This window comes from Kitasatospora sp. NPDC059327 (genome assembly GCF_042752535.1).
Taxonomy (GTDB): domain Bacteria; phylum Actinomycetota; class Actinomycetes; order Streptomycetales; family Streptomycetaceae; genus Kitasatospora.
On record NZ_JBHYYB010000080.1, the window covers coordinates 1 to 26,008 of the forward strand.

Sequence of the window (26,008 nt, forward strand, 5' to 3'; positions counted from 1 at the left end):
GAGCGGATGATGCGGGACGCGAAGATCACGCAGATCTACGAGGGCACCAACCAGGTCCAGCGGATCGTGATGGCCCGCAACCTGCCGTAGCGCGTGGGTGGGGCGCCCCCGGGCACCCCACCGCACACCCTGGCTCGGCTGTTCGAAGCCGGTGCTATGTTCCGGGAATGAGCGAGAAGGAAGAGCAGGACCAGCCCATGAACGACGGTCCGCCGAAGCCGGCGATGCGTGAGGCGCTCGTCGCCGCCGCCTTCGAGCTCTTCCTGGAACGCGGTTTCGAACAGACCACCATCGACGACATCGTCTCGCTCGCCGGAGTCGGCCGGCGCTCCTTCTTCCGCTACTTCCCGGCCAAGGAGGACGTGGTCTTCCCCGACCACGAACGCAGCCTCGCCGAGATGACGGAGTTCCTGGAGTCCGGCACCGGCGAGGAGGACCCGGTCCGGCACGCCTGCGACGCCGCCCGCCTCGTCCTGCGGATGTACGCCGAGCAGCCGTCCTTCTCCGTCCAGCGCTACCGGCTCACCCGCAAGGTGCCCGGCCTGCGCGCGTACGAGCTGTCGGTGGTCTGGCGCTACGAGCACATGCTCGCCCACTACCTGCGGGGGCGCTTCGCCGCGCGGCCCGACGGGGCCCTGCGCGCGGACGTGATCGCGGCCGCGGTCGTCTCCGCGCACAACCACGCGCTGCGCACCTGGCTGCGCTCCGGCGGCGAGAGCGACTGGACCGCCGAGGTGGACGCGGCGATGGCCTTCGTCACCGGCACCTGGAACGACCGGTCGGCGGAGGGCACGCCGGACGGCGCGGCCGAGCCGGACGACGTGGTGGTGCTGGTCGCCAGCCGCCGGGCGCCGCTCTGGCGGATGGTGCAGGGCATCGAGAGCGCGCTGGAGGAGTCCCGGCAGGTGCCGCAGGCGTGACCCGGCCGTCCGGGCGGCTCGGCCGAGCCTTGCCCCCGCCGTTCCGGCGGCTGCGCCAGGGCGTGCCCCCGCCGTCCCGGCGGCTGCGTGCCCGGGACCTGTCGGTCGCTCACCCGTACGGCGCAACCCGCCCGGGGGCGCGCCGTGCCCGGGCGCGGGCCGCCGTGCGCCCCCCGGGGCCCCGGGCGAGACTCGGTCCCAGGAGGGGACCGCGCGGCGGCCGGCCCCGGTGAGCGCGAAGGAGCGGGCATGCCTGAGCAGACCGGTCAGCAGAGCGGTCAGCGGAGCGGCGGTCCCGACGCCGTGCGCGCGGTGCTGCTGAAGAAGGGCTACCTGTTCCTCCTGCTGATCTCGTCCCTCGTCGGCATCCCGGTGTCCCTGGCCGCGTTCGGCTTCGTCAGCCTGGAGCACGAACTCCAGCACTGGGTCTGGGAGAGCCTGCCGCAGACCCTCGGCCTGGACCGCGCGCCCTGGTGGTGGCCGCTGCCCGCGCTGCTGCTCGCCGGGTTGCTGCTGGTCCCGGTCGTCATCCGGCTGCCGGGCCGCGGCGGTCACATCCCGGTGGACGGGCTCGGCGGGCCGCCCACGCTGCCGAAGGCCGTGCCCGGCGTCGTGCTGGCGGCCCTGGCCTGTCTGCCGCTCGGTGTCGTGCTCGGCCCCGAGGCACCTCTGATGGCGCTGGGCAGCGGCCTCGCCCTGCTCGCCGTCCGGCCCGCCTGGCTGACCGCGAAGCCCCAGCTGGCACCCGTGCTCGGCGCGGCCGGTTCGACGGCGGCGATCTCCACCATCTTCGGGAGCCCGCTGGTGGCCGCCGTGATGATCATCGAGGCGGCCGGACTCGGCGGCCCGCAACTGACCGCGCTGATCCTGCCGTGCCTGCTGGCGAGCGGCATCGGCGCACTGGTGTTCACCGGCTTCGGCCACTGGACCGGGCTGTCGATCGGGGCCCTCTCGCTGCCCTCGGTGCCCCCGTCCGGCATCCCCGACCCGGGTGACTTCCTGTGGGGCATCCCGGTCGCGATCGTGGTCGCGACGATCTGCGTGGCCGGCCGCTCCCTCGGCGGCCGGGTCAAGGGGTACGTCACCGGAGGCCCGGACCGGCCCCCGCCCACCGTCCGGACGACGGCCGTCCGGACGGTGCTCTGCGCCGTCGCGGTCGGCGTCTGCATCAGCGCGTACGCGCTGCTCACCGGGCGCTCACCGGAGGAGGCGGCGCTCTCCGGGCAGATCACCCTCGCCAACGTCGCCGCCGACCCGGCGTCCTGGCCGGTGGGCGTCCTGGTGGCGCTGGTCCTCTGCAAGGGGCTCGGCTGGGGCATCGCGCTGGGCAGCATGCGCGGTGGCCCGATCTTCCCGGCACTGCTGATCGGCGCGGCTGTCGGGGTGGCCTGCGGCGCACTGCCCGGGTTCGGCTACACCCCGGGTCTGGCCGCCGGTCTCGCGGCCTCCGGCGCCGCCGTCACCCGGCTGCCGGTCACCAGTACCGTGCTGGCGTCGGCGCTGCTCGGCGCCGACTCGGCCAACGCGATGCCGCTGCTGATCGTCGCCTCGGTGACGGCCTTCGTCGTCGGCGAGGTGATCCGCGGTGTCGGCCGCCGCCGGGCCGCGGCCCCGCTCGGCCCCGGGCCCCGGACCGAGGCCGGGCGACCGGCGGAAGGGTGAACCGGCCCCCCGGCGCACCCGGCCGCCGGTGAACGCCGGCCCGTACCCGTCGAACGGTTCGGGCGTACACCGGGTGAACATCCGTCGATTCCCCGGCAGCGGCGGCCTCGGGTGCGGGAGAACGGAGTGCGTTCCGATCACCGAACCGGCCCGAGGACACCTCAACCATGCCCCTGAAGAACTACGGCGTACTCGCCGCCACCGCGGTCGACCGGCGTCGCGAGGACAACACCGACACCCCGCACTACCAGATCCACCTCCGCGACGCGGCCGGCACCGACTACCGGGCCGCGGTCAACGTCGAGTCCCAGCAGGCGCCTTCGGAGCTGCTCTACGTCGTCGTCGACGACTTCCGGCACCCGGTCACCGGCCTGCTGCCGGCCGCCGGCAGCGGCTGGACCGACCTGCCCTCGAAGCCCGGCACGGCCGCGCTGGACTTCATCCGCGGCAACCTCTTCGACCCGGCCGCACTGCGCGTCCTGCCGGCCGGCCTCCCGGGGACCGACAACGACCTCGCCGACCTGCTGGACCACTACGTGCGGCGGGCGATCGACGACCCGGCCGCCGCCGTCCACCTGATCGGCCAGCGCTTCGGACCGGAACCGGGCGTCCCCGACAAGGTGTTCGGCTTCCGGCCCGGCAACGGCGTCCACGACATCCACATGAACCAGGGCAACAGCGGCCGGTTCCGCTCCGACAACGGCGTCTACCAGGACGGCGGCCTGCTGATCCACCTGCCCGCCGAGAACCGCTGGGTCGCGGTCTTCCTGGCCTTCCAGTCCCAGGCCTGGCACACCGACGACACCACCGGCCATCCCCTCCCCGGCACCCCGCCCCGCCCCACCGACCCGCCCGGTCCCGTCGACCCGCCCGGCCGCGGGGCCGCGCTGCGGATCGTCGCCGCCGTGGTCAACCCGGTCGGCCCGGCGCCCGAGGACGAGACCGTCACGGTCCTCAACACCTCCGCCGCGGCGGTCGACCTGACCGGCTGGCACCTCGCCGACCAGACCAAGCAGCGCCTCGCGCTGCCCGCCGGACCGCTGGCCGCCGGCGCCGCCCTCACCGTTCACGCCGCCGGCGGCTTCACACTCGGCAACCACGGTGGGGCGATCACCCTCCTCGACCCCCGCGGGCTCAAGGTCCACGGTGTCGCCTACACCGCCCGCGAGGCCGCCGCCGAGGGCCGCACGATCACCTTCTGAGGTCACCCGCCCGGCTCCTCTTCCCCCGCCTCCCCTCCGCTCCTCTCCCCGATGTCGTTCCTGGTCCCGTTCCTCCGTCCGGGTGAGCCCCGGATTCACCGGCCGAGGCCGGGGCAATCTCGCTCCGTGACCACTTCCGCTCCCCGCCGTCGGCGCCGCCGTCCGGCCGCCCCGCACCGGACGCCGGCCCCGACGCACACCTCCGCCCCGTCCACCCCGACCGTGTCGGTGCTGCCGCGCGGCCTCGCGCCCGCCACCGTGCCACCGCGCTGCTGCGCCGTCTCCACCACCGAACACCGCTCCCTCGGCGGCACCATCATCCGCACCCACCGCCACCAACGCGCCTGCCCGGTGTGGACGGCTCGTTGACCGGACGGAAGCCGGTCGACCGGTCGTCGCGATTTGCTTGAATGAACGGTGTGACGAGCAGCGCCGGATTCACTGAGGACGACCTGAGCGGGCTGGCCGGGCCGCGCTCCTTCGAACGAGGTCTGGGCTACCGGGACGCGGTCGCCGAACTCGACGTCGGGGCACAGCGGTTCACCGCCGTCGTCAGCGGCACCGAGGCCTACGAGGTCGTCCTGGAGCTCGACGAGGAGTACGGGCTGTCGGGCGAGTGCGACTGTCCCTACGGACTCGACGGCAACTTCTGCAAGCACTGCGTCGCGGTCGGCCTGGTCGTGCTGGAGAAGTGGGACGAGCTGCCCCGGCTGAAGGCCGAGGGGAAGGCACGGGCCGGCAGCCTGGAGTCCTGGCTCGGCTCGCGTTCACGGGACGACCTGCTGCTGCTGGTCCGTGAACTGATGGACAGCGACCGGAGCCTGCGCCGCCGTCTGGAGCTCCGGGCGGCGACCGCCCAGGCCGACCCCGCCCAACTGCGGGCCCGGATCGCCGACCTGCTCGCGGTCGGGCGCTTCAGCCGGCACGGGTACGTCGAGTACGCCGACGCCCAGGTCTACGCCCTCCAGGCCGGTGAGGCGGTGGCCGCCGTCCGCGCCCTGACGGCGGAGGGCCAGGCCGCGCAGGCGGTCGCCCTGGCCCGGGAGGCGATCAGGCTGCTCGGCCGGTCCTACGACCGGATCGACGACTCCGCGGGGTGCGTCGGAGGTGTCGCGGCCGACCTCGACGAGGCTCACCTGGAGGCGTGCCGGGCGGCTCCGCCGGACCGCACCGAGCTGGCCGACTGGTTGGTCGACCGGCTGCTCGGCGACCGCGACCATCTCCTGGAGGCCGAACTCGGGGACTACCGCGACCTCCTCGGCGAGTCGGGCCTGCGACGGGTCCGGGAGCTGGCCGAGGAGGCCGGCCGGCGCAATCCGTCCGGCTGGGCCGAGAAGCACCTGATGCAGCAGCTGGCCAAGGCCGAGCGCGGCCTCAAGCCGCCCGTCGGCAAGGGCGACCGGGCCACGGTCCTGCCGGCGCAGACCGGCCGTGACGGCGCCGCCGGCCGGCCCGACGAGGCACTGGCGGCGCACCGCCGCGCGATCGAGGGGCTCAAGCCGCTCACCGGTGACGCCCGTTACCGGGAAATGGCCCGGCTCCTGCTCGAAGCCCGCTCCTGCCACCGGGCATTGGGGACGGAGGAGGCGTTCGCGGAGGATCTCGCGGCCCTCAGGGCCGACCAGCGGCGCAAACGCAACCTGCTGCGGATCCTGGACGAGCACGGGCTGTGACCGACCGGTCAGGCCTTCTTGACCACGCTCGACTTGAGCTGCATCGGGCCGAACCCGTCGATCCTGCAGTCGATGTCATGCCCGTCGACCCCGTCGACCAGGCGGATGTTGCGCACCTTGGTGCCCGCCTTGATCCCCGAGGGACTGCCCTTGACCTTGAGCGCCTTGACGACCGTCACCGTGTCGCCGTCGCTCAGCACGTTCCCGACGGCGTCCTTGACCACCCGCTCCCCGCCGGAGCCGTCGCCCTCCGCCGGCGTCCACTCGTTCCCGCACTCCGGGCAGACCATCAGCGCGTCCATCGCGTAGGTGTACTCGCTGGAGCACCGGGGGCACGGGGGCAGGTTCTCGTTCACCGACCCACCCTATCCGAGCCTCCGAAACAGCCCCCCACCTGCGCGGACCCGCCGCGGCACACCCATCGCCGCCCGACCGGAGCGAGCCCTCACCGGTCGTCCCGCCCGGGGCCCGGCCCCGACCCGGGGGCGGCCGGCAACCTAGCCGCCACGGCGCGCACGCGCAACGCGACATGCGGGTCAGGATTGCTCCTGACCCGCATGGGGTTCGCTCGCGCTCGGCAAGCGGATTGTGTCCGAGGGGGGACTTGAACCCCCACGCCCGATAAAGGGCACTAGCACCTCAAGCTAGCGCGTCTGCCATTCCGCCACCCGGACCGGGTGTTGTCTCTTCGGCCTCGTCGGCCGCGCTGACAGATGTAACTGTAGCAAAGATCGGCTTGCGCTCCCAAAACGGCCCCGGGCGGGTGGGCGGAGGGTGGTGACCAGGGCAAGGGGTGCTCTGTGGCGGGGGTGTGACCAGGGGGTTTCGCGTCGTTTCCCGGGTGCCCGCGGGGTGGATACGGGTGGGGGCCTGGGGGAGGATGGGCGGACGTGCTCGTACGGCCCGGGTGCAGGTCCCGGGGCTGGCGCACTGGTGCGTCGGTGCGGGCCAGAGACGAGGAGTGACCGTGAGCGAGCGGAGCGAGTCGACGGCGGGGCGGGCGGCGGCGCCGAAGGTGACGGCCGAGTCGGAGGTCGCCGAGATCTGTCGCGATCTGATCCGGATCGACACCAGCAACTACGGCGACGGCTCGGGCCCGGGCGAGCGCAAGGCCGCCGAGTACGTGGCGGAGCAGCTCGCGGAGTTCGGTATCGAGCCGCAGATCTTCGAGTCCGCCAAGGGACGGGCCTCGACCGTCGTCCGGATCGAGGGCGAGGACCGTTCCCGCCCCGGCCTGCTGATCCACGGGCACACCGACGTGGTGCCGGCCAACGCGGCGGACTGGACGTACGACCCGTTCTCCGGCGAGATCGCGGACGGGTGCGTCTGGGGGCGCGGCGCGGTCGACATGAAGGACATGGACGCCATGACGCTGGCCGTCGTGCGCGACCGGCTGCGGACCGGGCGCAAGCCCCCGCGGGACCTGGTGCTGGCCTTCGTGGCCGACGAGGAGGCGGGCGGCACGTTCGGTGCCCGGTACCTGGTGGACAAGCACCCGGACCTCTTCGAGGGGGTGACCGAGGGCATCGGCGAGGTCGGCGGCTTCTCGTTCACCGTCAACGACCAGGTCCGGCTCTACCTGGTGGAGACGGCCGAGAAGGGCATGCACTGGATGCGGCTCACGGTCGAGGGCCGGGCCGGGCACGGGTCGATGGAGAACGACGACAACGCCATCACCGAGCTGTGCGAGGCGGTGGCCCGGCTCGGACGGCACACCTTCCCGCTGCGGATCACCAAGACCGTCCGCGCGTTCCTGGACGAGCTGTCGGACGCGCTCGGCGTGCGGCTCGACCCGGAGAACATGGACGAGACGCTGCGGGTGCTGGGCGGCATCGCCAAGATGATCGGCACCACGCTGCGCAACACCGCCCAGCCGACGATGCTCGGTGCCGGCTACAAGGTGAACGTGATCCCCGGGCAGGCGACCGCGCACGTGGACGGGCGCTTCCTGCCCGGCTACGAGGAGGAGTTCCTGGCCGAGCTGGACAGCGTGCTCGGCCCGCGCGTGAAGCGCGAGAGCATCCACTCCGACAAGGCGATCGAGACCAGCTTCGACGGCGCGCTGGTCGAGGCGATGCAGAGCGCGCTGCAGGCGGAGGACCCGATCGCGCGGGCCGTGCCGTACTGCCTCTCCGGCGGGACGGACGCCAAGTCGTTCCAGGACCTCGGCATCCGCTGCTTCGGCTTCGCGCCGCTGCAGCTGCCGCCGGAGCTGGACTTCGCCGGGATGTTCCACGGCGTGGACGAGCGGGTGCCGGTGGACGGCCTCAAGTTCGGCGTGCGGGTGCTGGACCGCTTCATCGACGCCTGCTGAACGACCGTCCCGCAGGTGCGACCGCGGCCCGCTCCCGAGGTACCGGGCGCGGGCCGTCCGCATTGTCCGAGCTAATGATTTGGGACGGTGAAATGGAGATCGAGAGAAACGATTCTGCAAGGGCCCGTTGATCGACTGTCTGTGCGAGTCATCACCGTTGCGGGTGAATGGAGAAGAGGCTCCGTACCCCGTTTGCCACACCGTCGTTCACTCCTATGCAGCCCGCCGAACGGGTTGCGTTGTCCATACAGGAGGAATGATGAAGGTCAAGAAGATCGCCGCCGTCGCCGCTGTCACCGGTGGTCTGGTGATGGCCGTCGCCGGTACCGCGTCCGCCCACGGCGGCGCCGCCGCCAACGGTGTGGCCGCCGGCTCCCCCGGCGTGGTCGCGGGCAACCAGATCCAGATTCCCGTGCACATCCCGGTGAACCTCTGCGGCAACACCGTCAGCGTGATCGGCGTCCTGAACCCGGCGTTCGGCAACCACTGCGCCAACTTCTGAGCCGCGCCGCTCCCTGAGCACGCGATGACCGTGTGATCGGTCGACGGGTCGACCGGCCGGTGATTCACCGGCCGACAGGTCGACGGGCCGCTCATCGGATCGACTCACTTGGCCCCCGGGTGGCGGACGCGCCACTCCGGGGGCGCTTGTGCGTCCGGAACCGGGGCCGAGGGGTGGGGTCGGCCGCCGGGGTGTATTCCCGGGCCCCTCCGGAGTGTCACTCGATCGGGTGAAGCGGGTTTGTTCGACTCAACCTCGCCGCTTGCGCCTCGTTGTCCCCTGTGCACTCGAAGACCTTGCTCGTTGTTCGGAAAGTCCGACTTTCAGTAGGTCATCACGTCGTCTCGATACGTCAGGGGAAAATATGAGGAATGTAGCCAAGAAGGGGCTCCTCACGGCCGTGGCCACCGGCAGTGTCCTGGCCTCGACCGCCGGCTACGCCTACGCGGGCGCCGAGGCGCAGGGTGGCGCCGTCGGTTCCCCGGGCGTGGCTTCCGGGAACTCGGTGCAGGTGCCGGTCGAGGTGCCGATCAACGCCTGCGGGAACACCGTCGATGTGATCGGCGTCCTGAACCCGGCGTACGGCAACCACTGCGCCAACATCAGCGGGCACCCCGGCGGCAGCGGGCAGAGCGCTTCGGGAGCCGCCGCCTCCGGCCAGGCGGCCGGGTCGCCCGGTGTGGCCTCCGGGAACAACGTCCAGGCGCCCGTGCACATCCCGGTCAACGCGTGCGGCAACTCGGTCGACGTGGTCGGCGTCGGCAACCCGGCCTTCGGGAACGCCTGCGGCAACGAGGCCTCGGCGGTGGCCGCGCCGCCCACCCACCAGGACGAGGACTGCCCCGAGGAGCACGGCTCGCACAACCCGCCGCCGCCCGGCACCGGCCAGCCCTCCACGCCGCCGTCGCAGCACCCGGGCAGCGGTGAGACCACGCCGGGCAACCCCCGGACGGGCAGCCCGACCGCCACCACCCCGGCCGGGGCGCCCGGCACCGGCACGCCCACCGGCACGCCCGCGAGGACCACCGCGCCCGGCGGCGGTCAGAGCGGTCAGGCGGTGCCGGCCTCGGCCCGCACCACGGCCGCGGAGGCGGCCGGGGGCGGCCAGCTGGCCTCGACCGGCGCCGGCGGCACCGAGCTGCTCGGCGCTGCCGGCCTCGCGCTGCTGCTCGGTGGCGGCGTGCTCTACCGCCGTGCCCGCGCCGGCGCGCGCTGAGCGGAGGCCGCGCGCTCGGCGGAGGTCCCGCGCTCGGCGAGGTAGCCGCGCTCCGGTCGGGAGGTCGTCCGCGGGCGGGGGCCGGGCCTGAACCGGTTCCCGTGCTGCCATGGGCTCCCGAGTGGGGCCCGGCACGGCCGCCGTGGGGGGCGCACGCCGTGCGGGCCCGGCAGTGAACGCCGGTGCCCGCGGCCGTCGGTCCGACCGACGGCCGCGGGCACCGGGGGCGGGTCGCGCCGACGGCGCCGCGTGGACGGCGTCGCCAGGACGGGCAGAACCGTGACGCCCCCCTGCGGACCGGCGCGGTACACGCGGCCGTCCGGGGATCCCGCGGGCGAGCGCGGTCCGTGGCCCGAGCGGAAAGGACCCGGGGCACCAGGGCGATCAGCGGGTGGGCCCCGTCACCAGCTCCGGACCTGCCGGATGATCCGCCGCCGCAGCAGCACCGTTCGGCTGCCGTCCGGGAACAGTCGCAGTCTGTCCAGCTCCCAATGCCCGTATTCGGCGTGCTCGGTGAGTAGCTGGCGCGCCGCGTTGCGGGACGTCCCGCGTGGCATGCGCAACGACTGGTACTCGTACTCCGGCTGCCGGACCGGCTTCGCTGGGGTCAAAACGCTCCTCCTGAAGGACACCTTCGGGCAAGCCTACGGCCTGCCTCCGACAACGGGCCCAGGTATTTTCGGCCGCCCTTCCGGCAGGTCCGCCACCCGCGCTCCTGACAGTGCATCAGTTCCGTTCCTGTCGTGGAACGGGATACCCCGATCGGGGCTCGCGGATGCGGCACTCGGACGGCCCAGCAGTGCCGGGTCCGTGCGCCCCGCGCGGGCGTGCGCGGGGACGAAACCGTGCAGATCGGACATCAGGGGGGAAGTTGCGGTGAAATCGCGGGTGTAGGTGACAACCGCTGTGCGTACCGACACCGCGGGGAGATAGCGTCTGCACCATGTCTGATGCCGCGCAGCCCACCATTGCCGAGGTACGCGCCGCCGCCGAGGCGGTCAAGGCCGCCATCGACCGTCATCTGGAAGCGGTGTCAAGCCACAGCGCAGCGGACGATCCCGCTGTGTTCACCGCCTACGAGCAGCTCGCGACGGCGGCCATCGCCTACGACCAACTCCTCTACGAGGTCTACGACGAGGTCACCCCGTTCGAGGTCCCCGGGGACGAGGGGCCGGGCGGGTACCACGGCCCCGAGCAGCCCGAGGCGATCAGCGTGCTGATCCGCCGCGACTACCACGTGGTCGACCCGAAGCGGCTGCGCGCCCAGGCCGAGCGGCTGGACGACTCGCTGACCCCGGGCGGCGGCGGGGCGGGCGAGGTGAACGCCGCGATCGGCGTGCTGTTCGGTGAGTACGAGCCGGACGAGATCGCTGCCCGGAGCGAGGAGTTCGGCCTGGAGGAGGGTGACTCCACGCTCTGGGTCGCCGCCGCCGAGCCGACCGAGCCGGGGGAGTGGCTGCCGGAGCCGTTCGAGCACGCGGACCCGCAGCTGCTGATCTGCCGGTTCGACGTCAGTGAGGTCTACGACGACGAGGACCCCGACGACTGACCCCGGGCCGCCCCGCCCCGCCGCCCGTCACCTGCCGGGGCGGCGGGGCGGGGCGGCCCCCGGGGCCGGACAGCGGGACGGGCCGTCCCGCTGTGCTCGGCCGGGTGCTCGGCGGCCGGGGGCTGTGCCGGGCCGCGTCGGCGGCGTCCGGTTGTCCTCGCTGTGCCGGCCCTCGGTGATCCGCGACGTGCCGACGTGCTGGATGTCGATCGCGTCGAACTCGACGTGCCGGCTGTCGCCCCGCCGGCCGTCGAAGGCGTCGCTGAAGAGGCTGCGGCAGACCGGCCGGGCGGTGATCCGGCCGCCCGTGACCAGCAGGTCCGACAGCTCGCAGGGCAGGTCTCGCAGGGCAGGTCCGGTACTGCGGCGCGGAAGACACGCGGGGCGGACGCGGGACCGCTGGGGCCCTGGCGGCGGCCCTTCGGAAGCGTGGCGTCCCCGTGGGTCCGGCGCGACGGCGACGTCCAGGTAGCGCTGCTCGCCGGTGTTCCGGAAGCGCTGCTGCGCCGGCCGACCTCCTTGGCCGCCCGTCGGGTGCCGAGCGAGCCGTCGAGGGTCAGTGCGTGTGGTTGGACCATGCCGGGGCACCGGTCGACCGGCCGCCGGGCCGCTCGGTGGTGGGTCGGTCCGCTTCGCGGGTGGAGGCGGCGGTCGCCGGTGGAGACCGCCGCCGCGGTGACGAGCAGGCCGGCGAGGCCGAGTGCGGTGCCGGTGCCGGTGCCGGTGCCGGTGCGGAAACGTTGCTGCGAGCGCATGATTTCGGACGTTTCCTCGCGGGTGCGGGTGCGGGTGTGCGACCCGGAGCGCGCCGCCGTCGACGGCCCGCTCGGCGCCCGCGACCTGGCCGGCGAGCGGCGAGGCCAGGCGGGCGATCACGCGGGCGACGTCCTCGGGTGTGCCGAGCCGTGTGCTCGGCAGGCGTCGGACCCTCCCGCACGAAGTGCTCGACGGCCGCCTCGCGGGCAGGCCGGAGCCGGCGGCGAGTCGCTCGCCGAAGCCGCCGGGCCTCCCGGAGCCGCGTCCGGGTGGGGCCCGGCGACACCACCTCGGAGCGGACCCCGCATGCGCCGAACTCGACGGCGAGCGACGTGGAGTGCGAGAGCAGTGCGGCCCTGGCGGCGGCGTGGTCCACCGGCGGGCTGTCCATCGGCGGGCTGTCCGGCAGCCGGGCCGCCGCACTGGCGACATGCACCGGCGCGCCGCCCTCGCGCGGCGGCGCGGGCAGCGCGGCGGCTCATCCGCACCGCGGTGTGGAAGTCGAGCTCGAAGGTGGCCGGCCACCGCTCGTCGGCGACCTCCGGGAAGCCGGTCCGGACGGCCGGTCCGCCGACGTCCGCGACCGGCGCGTCCAGCCGTCCGTACCGGGCCGGCACCCGCTCGACGACCAGCCCGGTCGGGCTCCGTGAGATCGGCGGCGAGCACCTCGACCCGGTCCCCGAGCGCCGCCGCCCCCTGGGGCGACCGGGCACCCCGACCGCCGCCCGGCGGTGGTCCGGTCACCGTCGGCGGGCCGTGGTGACCGGGCCACCGCCGGTGACCGGACCCGGGCCTCAGTAGGCCTGGGCGGCGTTCTCGGCGAGGATCGCCCGCAGCCGGGTGGTGCGGGGCGGGGCCGGGCGCTCGGCGACGGCCTGGGCGAGGGCCGGGCCGGCGGCGTGCACCACGGAGAGGTGCCGCTCGCCGCGGCCGAAGGCGGTGTAGACCCACTGGCGGGTGAGGGCCGCGCCGGCGTCCTCGGGGAGGACGACGACCGCGCCCGGCCAGCGCCGGCCGACCGCCTGGTGGACGGTGAGTGCCCAACCGTGCCGCAGCCGGCCGGCCTCGGCCGGCGGGACGCTGCGGCGCGAGCCGTCCGGGTACTCCAGGTGCAGGCCGGTGGCGTCACCGTCGAGCACCCGGGCGGGGCGGACCACGCCGGGGGCGGGGGAGTCCACCACCCGGTCGCCCGGGTCGAAGCCGCCGAAGCGGCCCGGGCCGGGGTTGAGACGGGCCTTCGCGGCGGCGTTCAGGGCCCGGGTGCCGGCGCCGCCGCCGTGGCCGGGCGTCAGCAGCACCACCTGCTCGGCGGGGATGCCGAGCGCACGCGGGATGGAGTCGGTGAGCAACTGGATGGCGCGGTGGACGGCCTCGCCGCCGTCCTTGGCGGTCAGGATGACCACCTCCTTGTCCGGCGCCTCCACCGGCTGGAGTTCGCCGATGCCGATGCCGGAGACCAGTTCGCCGATCGGACCGAAGTCCGGGGTGCGGGAGGCCACGGCGGGGCAGACCTTGGCGGTCAGCAGGTCGGCGAAGAACCGGCCCGGGCCGGCCGACCAGAGCTGGCCCGGGTCGCCGCTCAGGACCAGCCGGGTGCCGTCGGCTAGCGACTCCAGCAGGGTGGCGGCCAACTCGACGTCCAGCAGCGGGGCGTCCAGCACGACGAGGAGGTCGAGGGCGAGGGTGCCGTCGGAGCAACGGCCGGGGCCGGCCGTTCCGGACAGCAGCTCGGCCAGGCTGACGGCGGACACCGGGCTGTCGGTGATCGTGGCGAGGCTGTCCCGGCCCTGTTCGGTCCAGGTGGCGGCCCAGGCGCGCAGGCCGAGGCCGGTGGCGGCCCGGACCAGGGCCACCGGTTCGGCACGGGCGGCCTCGCCACCGGTGTGGGTGACCAGGGCGCTCTCGGCGGCGGCCCGGATCAGCGCGGTCGCCGAGGAGGACGGTGCCGCGACGGCGGCCGCCTCCCAGGCGTCCGGGCCTGGCGCGGCGGGCGCGGCGGGCGCGGCGGGCGCGTGCGCGGCGTCGACGTCGGGGTCGGCGGTGGATTCCGCATCCGCGGCCGAGTCCTCGGCCGAGGGTGCGCCGTCGCCGTCGCCGTCGCGTTCACCGTGGCCGTCGGCCTCGCCGTCGGTCTCGGCTTCGTCCACCCCGGGGACGAACGTGGACATCAGGCGGACCAGTCCGTCGGCCAGGCTCTCCTCCGCCAGCGCCAGCCGCTCCAGCGCGAGCACGGTGCGGGTCGGCGGCTCGTCGTCCTCGTCACCGCCCGCGCTGTGCGCCTCGGCGCCGGTCAGCTCCTCCTGGAAGGGCATCGCCCGGCCGTCGACCACGGCCGACTGCAGCGCGGCCGCCGGGTCCGGCAGGCCGAGGCGGTCGAGCCCGGCCGTCACCTCGCCGATCTCCACGGCGGAGTGGCCGCGCAGGGCGGCCTGCTCCAGCAGCCACGGCACCAGCGCCTGGGCCCGGCGCGGGTCGGCCGGGCCGGCGGCGGGGCCGAGCAGGCCGCGGGCGAACCCGTCCGCGTGCTCGGGGCGGACCCCGGGCAGGGTCAGCACGGCCCAGGGGTCGGCACGCAGTTCCTCGGCGGCGCCGTCGCCGAACGCGGCCACGGCGGCGGGCGCGAGGTCGGTGGGCGCGCCGCCCGCGGCCAGTACCTCGGCGGTGCTCCGCAGGGCCTGCGCGCGCTGCTCGTCCGTCTCGGCCCGGAGCGGGGCGGTGCGGGTGACGGCGGGTGCCTCGGCCGGACCGGGCGCACCCGCCGTACCGGCGTCCTCGGCGGGGGCCTGCGGATCGGCCGGGACGCGCGGGGCGCTCCCGGCGGCCGGAGCGTCAGACCGGCGGGTCGACTGCTGCCCGACGACCCGGATCGCCTCCGCCAGTGCCGCGACGGCGGCCGCCTTGTCGGGGCCGTCCGTACCCGGCGTCGCCGAGGTCTCCTCCGGAGCGCCGTTCTCCGTGTCACTCATCGTTCGCTCCAAGAAAGGTCACTCCACTGCTGGGGCGCCGTCCGCGCCGCGCCGGTGCGGCGGCCGGGCGTGGCCGCCGCACCGCACGAGCGGTCGGCATGGTCGGGGCCGGATCCGGTCAGGCCGGGTCGGTCATGTCGTCATCAGTCATCAGTCATCGGCCGTCACCCGTCACCCGTCACCCGTCAGCGTTCGGTCGTCGTCATCGGTCGTCGAGATCCGGTCGCACCGGGCGGTGGAGCGAGCTCTAGAGCTCGCTCCACCCCTGGTCCGGATAGCGGTGGACCGGCGACGAGATGTCGTCGAGCGCACCGCGGATCTCACCCGGAAGCGTAAGCGCCTCCACCGACAGTGCCGACTGCAGCTGTGCCACCGTCCGTGCCCCGACCAGCGCGCTCGCCACGCCCGGCCGGTCCCGCACCCAGGCCAGCGCCACCGCGAGCGGGCTGCTGGCCAGCCCGTCGGCGGCGGTGGCGACCGCGTCCACGATCCGCCGCGAGCGCTCCCCCAGGTACGGCTGGACGAAGCCGGACAGGTACGGCGACGCGCCGCGCGAATCCTGCGGGACGCCGTGCCGGTACTTGCCGGTGAGGACGCCGCGGCCGAGCGGCGAGGAGGCGAGCAGCCCGACCCCCGCCTCCTCGGCGGCGGGCAGCACCTCCCGTTCGAGGCCGCGCTGGAGCAGCGAGTACTCCAGCTGCGCGCCGGCCAGCGGTACCCGGCCGTGGTGGGCGCGCTGCCAGGTGGCGGCCCGTGCGAGCTGCCAGCCGCTGTAGTCGCAGACTCCGGCGTACCGGGCGCGGCCGGAGGCGACGGCGATGTCCAGGGCGCTGAGGGTCTCCTCGACCGGGGTCGCCGGGTCGAAGGCGTGCACCTGCCAGAGGTCGACGTGGTCGGTGCCGAGCCGGCGCAGCGAGGCGTCGAGGGCGGCGAGCAGGTGGCCGCGCGAGCCGTCGAAGCGGCGGGCGGAGTCGGGGACGCTGCCCGCCTTGGTGGCGATGACCAGTTCGGAGCGGGGGATCAGGTTGTCGGTCAGCCGCGAGAGCAGGTACTCGGCGCCGCCGTCGCCGTAGACATCGGCGGTGTCGACGAGGTTGCCGCCCGCGTCGACGAATGCCTTGAGCTGCTCGGCGGCCTCGTGCTCGTCGGTGTCGCGGCCCCAGGTCATGGTTCCGAGACCGAGCCGGGAGACCTGCAGCCCGGTACGGCCGAGGTGACGTTTTTCCATCGGACGGGCCCTCCACTGGCCGACAACACCGCTGACACCGACAACACCGACAACACCGCTGACACCCGGACCCGGGGTACCGCGGAAGCCGCCGGCACCCCTGATACCGCCGGCACCCCTGATACCGCCGATGCCGACCGCGCGACCCGGGCCGTTCGCCCCGCCCGCGTGGCCCACGTCGCCCGCGTCGGTGGTACGCCGGCACCGGGCGGTCCCGGCGGGTCCGGCGGTCCCGGCAAACGCGCAGGTGGGGAGAGGCGTCCCCACGTCGGCTGAGCGTAGCGGCCGGTGCCCGGGCAGGGGTGCAGACCCGCAGAACGATCACCACCCGACCGGCCGCTCCGGATGTGACCCGGCCCACAGCTACCGGCCAGTAGCATTGCCGCCGGACGTGCGGTTACCCTCACGGACAAACCGACTGGAAGGCAGGGCAGATGCGACTCGGTATCAACCTCGGCTACTGGGGACTCGGCATGGACGCCGACAACACCGCCGTCGCCCAGGAGGCGGACCGGCTCGGCTACTCGGTCTGCTGGGCCGCCGAGGCCTACGGCTCGGACGCGGCCACCGTGCTGTCCTTCGTCGCCGCCAAGACCGAACGGATCGACGTCGGCTCGGCCATCTTCCAGATCCCGGCCCGCACGCCGGCGATGACCGCGATGACGGCGGCCACCCTGGACACCCTCTCGGGCGGGCGCTTCCGGCTCGGTCTCGGCGTCTCCGGCCCGCAGGTCTCCGAGGGCTGGTACGGCGTGAAGTTCGACAAGCCGCTGGCCCGCACCCGCGAGTACGTGGAGATCATCCGCAAGGCGATGTCCCGTGAGCGGCTGGTCCACGAAGGGGTGAACTGGACGCTGCCGCTGCCCGGCGGCCCGGGCAAGCCGATCAAGCTCACCGTGCACCCGGTGCGCGAGCACATCCCGCTGTACATCGCCGCGATCGGGCCGAAGAACCTGGAGCAGACCGGCGAGATCGCCGACGGCTGGCTCGGCATCTTCTTCTCGCCCGAGCACGCCGCGCTCTCCCTCGACCCGCTGCGGGCCGGCCGGGCCAAGGTCGGGCAGACCCTGGAGGACGGCTTCGACCTCTGCCCGACCGTCACCATCGCGGTCGGCGACGACATCAAGGCCGGGGTCGACTCCCAGCGCTCCTACGCCGCGCTCTACATCGGCGGCATGGGCAGCAAGGAGAAGAACTTCTACAACCAGCTCGCCCGGCGGATGGGCTACGAGCAGGCGGCCGACGAGATCCAGGAGAAGTACCTGGCCAGGGACTACGAGGGTGCCGCGGCGGCGGTGCCGCACGACCTGATCGACGCCACCTCGCTGGTCGGCGACACGGCCCGGATCGCGGACCGGATGCAGGCCTACGCCGACGCGGGCGTCACCACGCTCACCCTGGCCCCGGCCGGGTTCGGCCTGGAGGAGCGGATCCGCGCGCTGCGCACCGGTGTCGAGGCGCTGGAGCGTGCCGGTCTGGCGTGATCCGGGGAGCCTCGCGGGCCGGCCGGGGGTGTCGCCCGGCCGGCGTCCGGGGTGTGTTCCCGCCGCGCCCGCCGCGCCTTCGGGGTCCGCGGCTCCCGCGCCCGTGGCTCCCGCGCCCGCGGGTCTACAGCCAGTCGTGCCGCTTGAACACCCGGTGCAGCACGACGCAGACCGCCACCATGAGGGCCAGCGCCGCCGGGTAGCCCCAGGGCTGGCGCAGTTCGGGCATGTCCTCGAAGTTCATGCCGTACACGCCCGCGATCATGGTCGGTACGGCGGCCAGCGCCGCCCACGCCGAGATCTTCCGCATGTCGTTGTTCTGCTGCACGCTGACCTGCGCCAGGTTGGCGCTGAGGATGTCGGAGAGCAGCCGGTCCATGCCGTCGACCTGGTCGTTGGCCTTGGCGAGGTGGTCCGCGACGTCCCGCAGGTAGGGCAGCGCCTCGGGGCGGACGAACGGCACGCCACCGCGTTCCAGCCGCAGCATCGGGTCCAGCAGCGGGCCGGTGGCCCGGCGGACGGTCACCAGCTGGCGCTTGTAGCCGTAGATCCGGCCGGCCGTGTCGCGGCCGACGCGGGTGGGGGCGAACACGTCGGCCTCCAGTTCGTCGAGATCGGCCTGGAGCCCGACGGCCACGTCGACGTACCCGTCCACCACCGTGTCGCAGACCGAGTGCAGGACGGCGCTCGGCCCGTACCTCAGCAGTTCCGGCTGCCGTTCCAGCTCCGCCCGGAGTCCGCCGAGCGGGCTGTCGGTGCCGTGCCGGACCGTCATCACGAAGTCCTCGCCGACGAAGACCATCACCTCGCCGCTGGTCACCGCGTGCCCGCCGGGGTGGTAGCCGAGTGTCTTGAGCGCGACGAACAGCGAGCCCTGGTAGGCCTCCACCTTCGGGCGCTGATGGGCGCTGACGGCGTCCTCGACGGCCAGTGGGTGCAGGGAGAACTCCGCGCTGACCTGGTCGAGTTCCTCGACGGTCGGCTCGAAGAGGCCTATCCAGACGAAGCTGCCCTCGCCGGCCGCCCGCGCGGCGGCGAGGGCGTCGGTGTGGTCCTCGGGCCCCTCGATCCGGCGGCCGTCGCGGTAGATGGCGCAATGGACGATCATGCGGGCCATTGTGGCCCCTCGGCGACCGTGCCGACGGCACATCGGCGCCACGCGGGCGTGACACCGGGCGTGCCACCGGGCGCCGCGACGACGGCCGGGAGAACGGGCGGCACGACGGCCGGGAGAACGGCTGGAAGAACGGGCGGCACGACGGGCAGGACGCCGGAAGCGACCCCGGCCGGCCCCACCGCCCGCCCGGGAGGCCTTACGCTGGGCCCCATGCCCACCCTGCTGCTCGTCCGCCACGGCCGATCCACCGCGAACACCGCCGGAATCCTGGCCGGTTGGACACCCGGCGTGGATCTCGACGACACCGGGCGCGCGCAGGCCGCCGCGCTGGCCGGCCGGCTCGCCGGCATCCCACTGGCGCAGGTCGTCAGCAGCCCGCTGGACCGCTGCCGGCAGACCGTGGAGCCGCTGCTCGCCGTCCGTCCGGAGCTCTCGGGGCCCGCCGAGGACGAGCGCCTCGGGGAGTGCCACTACGGCGAGTGGACCGGCCGCCCGCTGGCCGAACTGGCCAAGGAGCCGCTCTGGCGCACCGTTCAGGACCACGCGGCGGCGGCCGCCTTCCCCGGGGGCGAGTCCCTGCGCGAGCTGAGCCACCGCACGGTGAACGCCGTCCGCGAGTGGAACGCGAAGGTCGCGGCCGAGCACGGCGAGGACGCGGTCTGGGTCGCGTGTTCGCACGGTGACGTGATCAAGGCGGTGGTGGCCGACGCGCTCGGCCTGCACCTCGACCACTTCCAGCGGATCAGCGTCGAGCCCTGCTCGGTCACCGCGATCCGCTACACCGCGCAGCGGCCCTTCGTGCTGAGAATGGGCGACACCGGCGACCTCTCCTCGCTCGCGCCGAGGCCGAGTGGCGACGGGCACGGCGGCCGGGGCGGGGACGCGACGCCGGCCGGCGACGCGGTGGTCGGCGGGACGGCCTGACCGACCCGTTCCGGTGGCGGTCCGACCGCGTCGACGACGCCCCGGCCGCCGGGGCGGGCCCCGACCGCCGGGGGCGACCGCACCCCGCCGCGGGCCGGCCGCCGGGTCGCCGGACCCCTCGTCACCGGCTCGGCTCCCCGGGCCGGGCCCGGAGGTCGTAGGGTGACTAGCGAGCCTGCCGGGCCCCGGCCACCGGTGTCCGGACGGCCGGCGCGCCCGGACGGTCCGGTGGTACGGGCGCCCGCACCCGCAGCACAGCGACACGACGTACGTCCGCCGGCCGCACGACCCCGCCACCCGCACGACCGACATCCACGACACACCCGACATACGACGATCGAAACGATCCGGAGCGAGAGCGTGCCCCGTCAGGTCTACTTCTACGACCAGCCCGAACGGTTCGTCGCCGGCACCGTCGGCCAGCCCGGCGCCCGGGCGTTCTACCTGCAGGCCAGCGCCCGGGGGCGGATCACCAGCGTGCTGCTGGAGAAGACCCAGGTCGCCGCGCTCGCCGAGCGGATCGAGGAGGTCCTCGACGAGGCCCTGCGGCGCAGCGGCGGCGACTCCGCGATCCCCGCCGCCGCCCCGGTGGACCTGCTCGACACCGCGCCGCTGGACCTGCCGCTGGAGCAGGAGTTCCGGGTCGGCACCATGGCCCTGGCCTGGGACAGCGTCGACAGCTGCCTCGTGGTCGAGGCGCAGGCGGTGATCGAGGAGGAAGAGGGCGAGGACGCCGCCGAGACCGTCTTCGAGGACGACGAGAACGGCCCGGACATGCTGCGGGTGCGGCTCTCCGGCGCGATGGCCCGGGTGTTCGCCAAGCGTGCGCTGGACCTCGTCGCGGCCGGTCGCAAGCCCTGCCCGTTCTGCAACCTGCCGCTCGACCCGGAGGGCCACCTGTGCCCGCGCGCGAACGGGTACCGGCGCTGAACACCGAGACCGCTCCGCAGGCGGACCCGGTGGCCGGCGCGGCCCTGGCCGCCGACGTGCCGACCGCGCTGCGCCTGCTGCGCGAGGGCGGGCTGACCGTCCACGGCCGGTTGACCGACGCCTCCAACGCCGCGCTCTACTGCAGCGTCACGCTGGACGGCCCGCAGGGGCTGACCGCGCAGGCCGTCTACAAGCCGGTGGCCGGTGAGCGTCCGCTCTGGGACTTCCCGGACGGCACGCTGGCCGGCCGGGAGGTCGCCGCGTACGAGCTCGCCGCCGCCACCGGCTGGGCGCCGATCCCGCCCACCGTGCTGCGGGACGGCCCGCACGGGCCCGGCATGGTGCAGCTCTGGGTGGAGCCGGACCCGGAGGCGGATCCGCTGCTCGCCCTCCAGGACCCGCGCGGGCCCGAGGACGGCTGGCTGCCGATCGTGCGTGCCGAGGTCGGCGACGGGCGGACGGCGCTGCTGGTCCACCCCGACGACCAGCGGCTGCGCCGGCTCGCCGTGCTGGACGCGGTGCTCAACAACGCCGACCGCAAGGGCGGGCACCTGATCGCCGCCGCCGACGGCCGGATCTACGGCATCGACCACGGGGTCACCTTCAACACCGAGGGCAAGCTGCGCACCCTGCTCTGGGGCTGGGCCGGTCAGCCGTTGCCGGCGGAGGCGCTGGAGGTGCTGGGCGGTCTCGCCGAGCAGCTCGACGGTCCGCTCGGCGAGCGGCTCGCCCCGCATCTGACCGCCGCCGAGCTGACCGTCACCCGGGACAGGGTGGCCGAGCTGCTCCGTACCGGCCTCCACCCGCTGCCGTCGCAGGACTGGCCGTCCATCCCCTGGCCGCCCATCTGACGGTCGCCCCGGGCGGCCCCCGCAACGGCACCCGCGCGGCCCGCGGGCACCCGCGCTGTCCGCGCGCGCCCCGTGCCCGCGCCGTTCGCGCTGCCCCGCGCCGGCGTGCGACCTTGGTGCCCGTGCCGCGCGCGCCCCGCGCCCGCCCGCCGCACCGCCCGGCCCTGCAATGGTCTGGACCGGTACGGTGGTTCGGCCGCAGACTGCTCCGATGGACGAGCGACGGACCACCCCCCACCTGGACCTGCCGCTGCATCGCTTACAGGTTCCGCTGCCGCATCTGCTCCCGTTCGCGATCGGCAGCTTCGACGCCATCGGCCCGCTCTCCCGAGCGGGCTTCCCCCACCGGCACTCCTTCTTCGAGATCGTCTACGTCACCGGCGGTCGCGGCGCCCACGTCCTGGACCTGGTCCACCGGACGCTGCGGCCCCCGCAGTTGTGCGTGATCGCGCCCGGCCAGGTGCACTACTGGGCCGACGCGGACGAGCTGACCGGGCAGGTGGTGCTCTTCAACGAGGACTTCCTGCTCTCCTACCCCGACGACCTCGCCGCGCTCCGCGGCCTGTCCGCGCGGCCTGCCCTGGCGCTGGGCGAACACGCCGGGCCGATCGCCGCGTTGCTGGCCGACATGGAGGAGGAGTACCGGGCCCGGCCGGCGGGCTTCCCGGGTGTGCTGCGGGCCAGCCTGCACATCCTGATCGTCCGCGCGCTGCGGGCCTGCGCCCCCGGCACGGCTGGCGCGCCGCCCGGTCGGGGGAGCGAAGTGGCCGCCGCCTTCGGCCGGTTGATCGCCGACCCGGGCGGTCTGCACCGTTCGGTGGCCTCCTGCGCCCAGGAGCTGGGCGTCTCGCCCGGCCATCTGCAGACGCTGGTGAAGCAGGCCACCGGCCGCACGCCCGGCCGGCTGATCCGCCAGCAGCAGACCCTGGAGGCCAAACGGCTGCTGGCCTCGACGGAACTGACGATTCGTCATGTGTCCCGAGAGGCCGGGTTCGTCGATCCGGCCTACTTCTGCCGCTTCTTCCGGCGGGAGACCGGGATGACGCCGGGGGAGTTCCGGGCCCGGGTCGGAGGAAATCACCACGATCCCCGGATCATGTCCATCGCGGCGACTCCGGGGGCCCCGTAGGTTGACTGCTGGCCACCGGTGGCCGACCCGTACGAACGGGTGGGCCGTCGGCCCGGTCCTTGTCATGCCCCCACCATGACAAGGGCCGTCCCCCACATCCCCCACACCCCTCACCGAAGGAGTCGGCGCATGCCCGCGTCCGAAGAGCCCACCCGGCCGGAGGGCCTGATCGACCGCCGGATCAGCCGCAAGACCGTCCTCAAGGCGGCCGCCGTCCTCGGCACCGCCCCGCTGCTGATCGGCGGCGGCGTCGCCCTGGCCCGCGACCGGGTCGGTACCGGCGAGGCGCCCGGTCTCACCCCCGCCTGCCACGACGGTGACGAACCGACGATCGAGCAGACCGAGGGCCCCTACTTCAAGCCGAACTCCCCGCTGCGGACCTCGCTGATCACCGACAGCACCCCCGGCACCCGGCTCACCGTCAGCGGTTACGTCTTCGGCCGGGCCTGCCTGCCGATCTCCGGCGTGCTGCTCGACTTCTGGCAGGCCGACGTCAACGGCGCCTACGACAACACCGGCTTCGCCTTCCGCGGCCACCAGTTCACCAACGCCCAGGGCGCGTTCAGCCTCACCACCATCGTCCCGGGCCTGTACCCGGGCCGCACCCGGCACATCCACGTCAAGCTCCAGGCGCCCGGCCGCCCGGTGCTCACCACCCAGCTCTACTTCCCCGGCGAGCCGCGCAACAGCACCGACACCATCTACGACGCGCGGCTGCTGATGAACGTCCGCCAGGTCGGCTCGGCGAAGGAGGGCACCTACGACTTCGTCCTGAACGTGCCGCAGACCCCCACCACGCCGCCGACCAGTCCGAACCCCACCACGCCCACCGGCTCGCCCACCTCGTCCCCGACGACCCCGCCCGGCGGCACCTGGGCCGCCGGGACGCTCTACAACGCGGGTGACCGCGTCACCTACGCCGGCGCCTCCTACCGTTGCCTCCAGGGGCACACCGCCATCACCGGCTGGGAGCCGCCGAACGTGCCGGCCCTCTGGCAGCGGCTGTAGCGGCTCCAGCCGCGTCCCCCGGAGGGTCGGGCGCCCGGTCGGCGGCAGGGCCGGCCGGGCGCTCATTCCGCTTGTCCACGAACGGTACGGCGGGCGGAGCACGTCAAGCGCCGGTCACTATCAGTCCGGAAGCGCTCAGGCAACGATGAGAAGCGAATCCAGTCGATCTTGCGCACTGGTTAGGCTTTCAAATGTTCGCGCGGTTAAAGTCATTCCCATGCATGCCTGGCCCGCCTCCGAGGTTCCCGCCCTGCCTGGTCAGGGGCTCCCCCTTCGTATCCACGACACCGCCGCGGGCTGTATCCGGGAGGTCGTCCCGCAGGACGGCACCGCCCGGATCTACGTCTGCGGCATCACGCCCTACGACGCGACCCACATGGGCCACGCCGCCACGTACAACGCCTTCGACCTGGTGCAGCGCGTGTGGCGGGACGCCGGCCACGACGTCCTGTACGTCCAGAACGTCACCGACGTGGACGACCCGCTGCTGGCGCGGGCGATCGAGACCGGCCAGGACTGGGTGGCCCTCGCCGAGCGCGAGACCGCGCTCTTCCGCGAGGACATGACCGCCCTGCGGCTGATCCCGCCGGCCCACTACATCGGCGCCGTCGAGTCGATCCCGTGGATCGTCCCGCTGGTCCAGAAGCTGCTGGCGAGCGGCGCCGCCTACAAGGTCGACGACGACATCTACTTCTCGGTCGAGTCGGAGCCGCACTTCGGCGAGGTGTCCGGCCTGACCCGGGAGGCGATGCGCCCGGTCTTCGCCGAGCGCGGCGGCGACCCGGACCGCCCCGGCAAGCGCCACCCGCTGGACGCCCTGCTCTGGCTCTCGGCCCGCCCCGGCGAGCCCGCCTGGGACACCGAGCTCGGCCACGGCCGCCCCGGCTGGCACATCGAGTGCGTCGCCATCGCCCTGCAGTTCCTCGGGATGTCCTTCGACATCCAGGGCGGCGGCAGCGACCTCTCCTTCCCGCACCACGAGATGGGCGCCGCGCACGCCCAGGTCGCCACCGGGAGCCACCCGTACGCGCAGGCGTACGTCCACGCGGGCATGGTCGGCCTGGACGGCCACAAGATGTCCAAGTCGCGCGGCAACCTGGTCTTCGTCTCGGCGCTGCGCCGCGACGGCGTCGACCCGGCGGCCATCCGCCTCGCCCTGCTCTCGCACCACTACCGCGAGGACTGGGAGTGGACCAAGGCCACCCTGGACGAGGCCGTCGAGCGCCTCGCCCGCTGGCGCGCCGCGGTCTCCCGCCCGGACGGCCCGCCGGCCGAGGCCCTGCTCGCCGAGGTCCGGGAGGCGCTCGCGCACGACCTGGACGCGCCCGCGGCGCTGGCCGCGGTCGACCGCTGGGCGGCCGCCCAGGAGGCCGGGAGCGGCACGGACATGGGCGCGCCCGGTCTGGTCTCGCGCACGGTGGACGCCCTGCTCGGCATCGCGCTGTAGGACGGGGCCCGACACGGCGGAGGGGAGGGTCAGTCCTCCTCGCCGCCGTCCTGGCTCTCCCGCGCGGTGGGCGGTTCGGGCTCGCTCGGCCGCTCCGCCGTGGCATGGCCGGCGACCGGCTTCTCGCCGCCCGGTCCGACGTTCTCCCGGCGGCGCAGGTAGCGCTCGAACTCCCGGGCGATCGCGTCGCCCGAGGCCTCCGGCAGCTCGGCGGTGTCCTGTGCCTCCTCCAGCTGCTGGACGTACTCGGCCACCTCGGTGTCCTCGGCGGCCAGCTGGTCCACGCCCAGTTGCCAGGCCCGGGCGTCCTCGCCCAGCTCGCCCGGCGGGATGCGCAGGTCCAGCAGGTCCTCCAGCTTGTTGATCAGCGCCAGGGTGGCCTTCGGGTTCGGGGGCTGCGCGACGTAGTGCGGCACCGCCGCCCAGAGCGTCACGGCCGGGACGCCGGCATGCGTGCAGGCCTCCTGGAGCACCCCGACGATCCCGGTCGGGCCCTCGTAGCGGCTCTCCTCCAAGTCCAGCCGCTGGGCCAGGTCCGGGTCGGAGGTGACCCCGCTGACCGGGACCGGGCGGCTGTGCGGGGTGTCCCCGAGCAGCGCGCCCAGGATGACCACCAGCTCGATGCCCAGCTCGTGCGCGAAGCCGAGCAGCTCGTTGCAGAACGAGCGCCAGCGCATGCTGGGCTCGATGCCGCGCACCAGGACGATGTCCCGGGTGGTGGGCTCGGTCACCCGGACCACCGAGAGTCGGGTCGTAGGCCAGGTGATCCGGCGGATGCCGCCGTCCAGCCAGACCGTGGGCCGGTTGACCTGGAAGTCGTAGTAGTCCTCGGCGTCCAGGGCGGCGAACACCTTGCCGCCCCAGGTCTCGTCCAGATGCGCCACGGCCGCGGACGCGGCGTCCCCGGCGTCGTTCCAGCCCTCGAAGGCGCAGACCATCACCGGGTCGATCAACTCGGGAACATCTTCCAATTCGATCACCCAGCGTCTCCCTCCGGTCGGCGGACGGACCGACCCCGCCCCGGCTGGCCTGCCGAGGCGCCGACGGGCCGGCTGCCGACTGTCGAACCTCTCGTCACCCATGGAACGCCTCGCTCCACGGTCCCTACCTGCCCAGCCTACGGGCTTTGA

General features: G+C 74.2%; 24 protein-coding genes and 1 tRNA gene. 18 read left to right on the top strand and 7 right to left on the bottom strand.

The window, feature by feature from the left end; all coding sequences use genetic code 11:
* The 6 genes from ACFXHB_RS33730 to ACFXHB_RS33755 all read left to right on the top strand — a co-directional run.
* A partial coding sequence (locus ACFXHB_RS33730) for an acyl-CoA dehydrogenase family protein (protein WP_144385854.1) occupies positions 1-90 on the top strand: 90 nt, incomplete at its 5' end.
* Positions 91-167: 77 nt separating this feature from the next.
* On the top strand, positions 168-920 hold the full coding sequence (locus tag ACFXHB_RS33735) for a TetR family transcriptional regulator (protein WP_380578848.1): 753 nt from the start codon (positions 168-170) through the stop codon (positions 918-920).
* Between the two features lie 249 nt (positions 921-1,169).
* Positions 1,170-2,582 (top strand): chloride channel protein, encoded by a 1,413-nt coding sequence (locus ACFXHB_RS33740; protein WP_380578850.1) that lies wholly within the window; start codon positions 1,170-1,172, stop codon positions 2,580-2,582.
* 167 nt (positions 2,583-2,749) lie between these two features.
* A complete protein-coding gene (locus ACFXHB_RS33745) occupies positions 2,750-3,784 on the top strand; it encodes a DUF2278 family protein (RefSeq protein WP_380578852.1) in 1,035 nt (344 codons plus the stop codon).
* Between the two features lie 126 nt (positions 3,785-3,910).
* On the top strand, positions 3,911-4,153 hold the full coding sequence (locus tag ACFXHB_RS33750) for a hypothetical protein (RefSeq protein ID WP_380578854.1): 243 nt from the start codon (positions 3,911-3,913) through the stop codon (positions 4,151-4,153).
* A gap of 50 nt (positions 4,154-4,203) precedes the next feature.
* Complete coding sequence (locus ACFXHB_RS33755) at positions 4,204-5,457, top strand: SWIM zinc finger domain-containing protein (RefSeq protein ID WP_380578856.1); 1,254 nt, start codon at positions 4,204-4,206, stop codon at positions 5,455-5,457.
* Positions 5,458-5,465: 8 nt separating this feature from the next.
* Here ACFXHB_RS33755 and ACFXHB_RS33760 read toward each other — a convergent pair whose 3' ends face one another.
* Entirely contained in the window at positions 5,466-5,813 is a 348-nt protein-coding gene (locus tag ACFXHB_RS33760) for a zinc ribbon domain-containing protein YjdM (RefSeq protein ID WP_380578858.1), read from the bottom strand.
* Positions 5,814-6,046: 233 nt separating this feature from the next.
* Positions 6,047-6,131: transfer RNA gene (locus tag ACFXHB_RS33765), tRNA-Leu, on the bottom strand.
* A 293-nt stretch (positions 6,132-6,424) separates the two neighbouring features.
* Between ACFXHB_RS33765 and ACFXHB_RS33770 the strand changes: the two genes are divergently transcribed.
* The 3 genes from ACFXHB_RS33770 (at position 6,425) to ACFXHB_RS33780 (ending at position 9,489) form a co-directional block, all read left to right on the top strand.
* Positions 6,425-7,771: a M20/M25/M40 family metallo-hydrolase gene (locus tag ACFXHB_RS33770; protein ID WP_380578861.1), complete on the top strand. Its 1,347-nt coding sequence runs from the start codon at positions 6,425-6,427 to the stop codon at positions 7,769-7,771.
* A 256-nt stretch (positions 7,772-8,027) separates the two neighbouring features.
* Positions 8,028-8,273 (top strand): chaplin, encoded by a 246-nt coding sequence (locus ACFXHB_RS33775; RefSeq protein ID WP_380578863.1) that lies wholly within the window; start codon positions 8,028-8,030, stop codon positions 8,271-8,273.
* A gap of 364 nt (positions 8,274-8,637) precedes the next feature.
* A complete protein-coding gene (locus ACFXHB_RS33780) occupies positions 8,638-9,489 on the top strand; it encodes a chaplin family protein (protein ID WP_380578865.1) in 852 nt (283 codons plus the stop codon).
* A gap of 401 nt (positions 9,490-9,890) precedes the next feature.
* On the opposite strand, the gene ACFXHB_RS33785 is transcribed toward ACFXHB_RS33780, so the two are convergent.
* Positions 9,891-10,100 (bottom strand): DUF5703 family protein, encoded by a 210-nt coding sequence (locus ACFXHB_RS33785; protein ID WP_380578867.1) that lies wholly within the window; start codon positions 10,098-10,100, stop codon positions 9,891-9,893.
* Positions 10,101-10,432: 332 nt separating this feature from the next.
* On the opposite strand from ACFXHB_RS33785, the gene ACFXHB_RS33790 reads away from it, so the two are divergent.
* Together ACFXHB_RS33790 and ACFXHB_RS33795 are read left to right on the top strand one after the other, a co-directional pair.
* Positions 10,433-11,038, top strand: a complete 606-nt coding sequence (locus tag ACFXHB_RS33790; protein ID WP_380578869.1) for a hypothetical protein — start codon at positions 10,433-10,435, stop codon at positions 11,036-11,038.
* Positions 11,039-12,063: 1,025 nt separating this feature from the next.
* Complete coding sequence (locus ACFXHB_RS33795) at positions 12,064-12,444, top strand: hypothetical protein (protein WP_380578871.1); 381 nt, start codon at positions 12,064-12,066, stop codon at positions 12,442-12,444.
* A 144-nt stretch (positions 12,445-12,588) separates the two neighbouring features.
* Here ACFXHB_RS33795 and ACFXHB_RS33800 read toward each other — a convergent pair whose 3' ends face one another.
* Positions 12,589-14,760: a helix-hairpin-helix domain-containing protein gene (locus ACFXHB_RS33800; protein WP_380578873.1), complete on the bottom strand. Its 2,172-nt coding sequence runs from the start codon at positions 14,758-14,760 to the stop codon at positions 12,589-12,591.
* A gap of 247 nt (positions 14,761-15,007) precedes the next feature.
* The gene (locus ACFXHB_RS33805) at positions 15,008-15,988 is read right to left on the bottom strand and encodes an aldo/keto reductase (RefSeq protein ID WP_380578875.1); all 981 of its coding nucleotides are present in this window, start codon (positions 15,986-15,988) and stop codon (positions 15,008-15,010) included.
* A gap of 434 nt (positions 15,989-16,422) precedes the next feature.
* Here ACFXHB_RS33805 and ACFXHB_RS33810 point away from each other — a divergent pair, with 434 nt between their 5' ends.
* The gene (locus tag ACFXHB_RS33810) at positions 16,423-17,472 is read left to right on the top strand and encodes an LLM class F420-dependent oxidoreductase (RefSeq protein ID WP_380578877.1); all 1,050 of its coding nucleotides are present in this window, start codon (positions 16,423-16,425) and stop codon (positions 17,470-17,472) included.
* A 124-nt stretch (positions 17,473-17,596) separates the two neighbouring features.
* Here the strand turns inward: ACFXHB_RS33810 and ACFXHB_RS33815 are convergent, their stop codons facing one another.
* A complete protein-coding gene (locus ACFXHB_RS33815; RefSeq protein ID WP_380578879.1) occupies positions 17,597-18,589 on the bottom strand; it encodes a magnesium and cobalt transport protein CorA in 993 nt (330 codons plus the stop codon).
* A gap of 210 nt (positions 18,590-18,799) precedes the next feature.
* Between ACFXHB_RS33815 and ACFXHB_RS33820 the strand changes: the two genes are divergently transcribed.
* The 6 genes from ACFXHB_RS33820 (at position 18,800) to mshC (ending at position 24,878) form a co-directional block, all read left to right on the top strand.
* Positions 18,800-19,513: an MSMEG_4193 family putative phosphomutase gene (locus ACFXHB_RS33820; protein ID WP_380578881.1), complete on the top strand. Its 714-nt coding sequence runs from the start codon at positions 18,800-18,802 to the stop codon at positions 19,511-19,513.
* A gap of 360 nt (positions 19,514-19,873) precedes the next feature.
* Positions 19,874-20,443 (top strand): DUF3090 domain-containing protein, encoded by a 570-nt coding sequence (locus ACFXHB_RS33825; RefSeq protein ID WP_380578883.1) that lies wholly within the window; start codon positions 19,874-19,876, stop codon positions 20,441-20,443.
* A 44-nt stretch (positions 20,444-20,487) separates the two neighbouring features.
* Positions 20,488-21,294 (top strand): SCO1664 family protein, encoded by an 807-nt coding sequence (locus ACFXHB_RS33830; protein ID WP_380578920.1) that lies wholly within the window; start codon positions 20,488-20,490, stop codon positions 21,292-21,294.
* A 211-nt stretch (positions 21,295-21,505) separates the two neighbouring features.
* Positions 21,506-22,423 carry a helix-turn-helix domain-containing protein gene (locus tag ACFXHB_RS33835; RefSeq protein WP_380578885.1) on the top strand — a complete coding sequence of 306 codons (918 nt, stop codon included), beginning with the start codon at positions 21,506-21,508 and terminating at the stop codon, positions 22,421-22,423.
* 129 nt (positions 22,424-22,552) lie between these two features.
* A complete protein-coding gene (locus ACFXHB_RS33840) occupies positions 22,553-23,431 on the top strand; it encodes a carbohydrate-binding protein (RefSeq protein WP_380578887.1) in 879 nt (292 codons plus the stop codon).
* 217 nt (positions 23,432-23,648) lie between these two features.
* On the top strand, positions 23,649-24,878 hold the full coding sequence (gene mshC / locus ACFXHB_RS33845; RefSeq protein WP_380578889.1) for a cysteine--1-D-myo-inosityl 2-amino-2-deoxy-alpha-D-glucopyranoside ligase: 1,230 nt from the start codon (positions 23,649-23,651) through the stop codon (positions 24,876-24,878).
* Positions 24,879-24,907: 29 nt separating this feature from the next.
* Here the strand turns inward: mshC and ACFXHB_RS33850 are convergent, their stop codons facing one another.
* Positions 24,908-25,858 (bottom strand): PAC2 family protein, encoded by a 951-nt coding sequence (locus tag ACFXHB_RS33850; RefSeq protein ID WP_380578892.1) that lies wholly within the window; start codon positions 25,856-25,858, stop codon positions 24,908-24,910.
* Positions 25,859-26,008: the final 150 nt, after the last annotated feature.

Excerpts from the sequence above, each read along its gene's own strand:
- ACFXHB_RS33735 (WP_380578848.1), top strand. The coding sequence starts at position 168 with ATGAGCGAGAAGGAAGAGCAGGACCAGCCCATGAACGACGGTCCGCCG.
- ACFXHB_RS33740 (WP_380578850.1), top strand. The coding sequence starts at position 1,170 with ATGCCTGAGCAGACCGGTCAGCAGAGCGGTCAGCGGAGCGGCGGTCCC.
- ACFXHB_RS33745 (WP_380578852.1), top strand. The coding sequence starts at position 2,750 with ATGCCCCTGAAGAACTACGGCGTACTCGCCGCCACCGCGGTCGACCGG.
- ACFXHB_RS33775 (WP_380578863.1), top strand. The coding sequence starts at position 8,028 with ATGATGAAGGTCAAGAAGATCGCCGCCGTCGCCGCTGTCACCGGTGGT.
- ACFXHB_RS33780 (WP_380578865.1), top strand. The coding sequence starts at position 8,638 with ATGAGGAATGTAGCCAAGAAGGGGCTCCTCACGGCCGTGGCCACCGGC.
- ACFXHB_RS33790 (WP_380578869.1), top strand. The coding sequence starts at position 10,433 with ATGTCTGATGCCGCGCAGCCCACCATTGCCGAGGTACGCGCCGCCGCC.
- ACFXHB_RS33800 (WP_380578873.1), bottom strand. The coding sequence starts at position 14,760 with ATGAGTGACACGGAGAACGGCGCTCCGGAGGAGACCTCGGCGACGCCG.
- ACFXHB_RS33805 (WP_380578875.1), bottom strand. The coding sequence starts at position 15,988 with ATGGAAAAACGTCACCTCGGCCGTACCGGGCTGCAGGTCTCCCGGCTC.
- ACFXHB_RS33810 (WP_380578877.1), top strand. The coding sequence starts at position 16,423 with ATGCGACTCGGTATCAACCTCGGCTACTGGGGACTCGGCATGGACGCC.
- ACFXHB_RS33815 (WP_380578879.1), bottom strand. The coding sequence starts at position 18,589 with ATGGCCCGCATGATCGTCCATTGCGCCATCTACCGCGACGGCCGCCGG.
- ACFXHB_RS33820 (WP_380578881.1), top strand. The coding sequence starts at position 18,800 with ATGCCCACCCTGCTGCTCGTCCGCCACGGCCGATCCACCGCGAACACC.
- ACFXHB_RS33835 (WP_380578885.1), top strand. The coding sequence starts at position 21,506 with ATGGACGAGCGACGGACCACCCCCCACCTGGACCTGCCGCTGCATCGC.
- ACFXHB_RS33840 (WP_380578887.1), top strand. The coding sequence starts at position 22,553 with ATGCCCGCGTCCGAAGAGCCCACCCGGCCGGAGGGCCTGATCGACCGC.
- mshC (WP_380578889.1), top strand. The coding sequence starts at position 23,649 with ATGCATGCCTGGCCCGCCTCCGAGGTTCCCGCCCTGCCTGGTCAGGGG.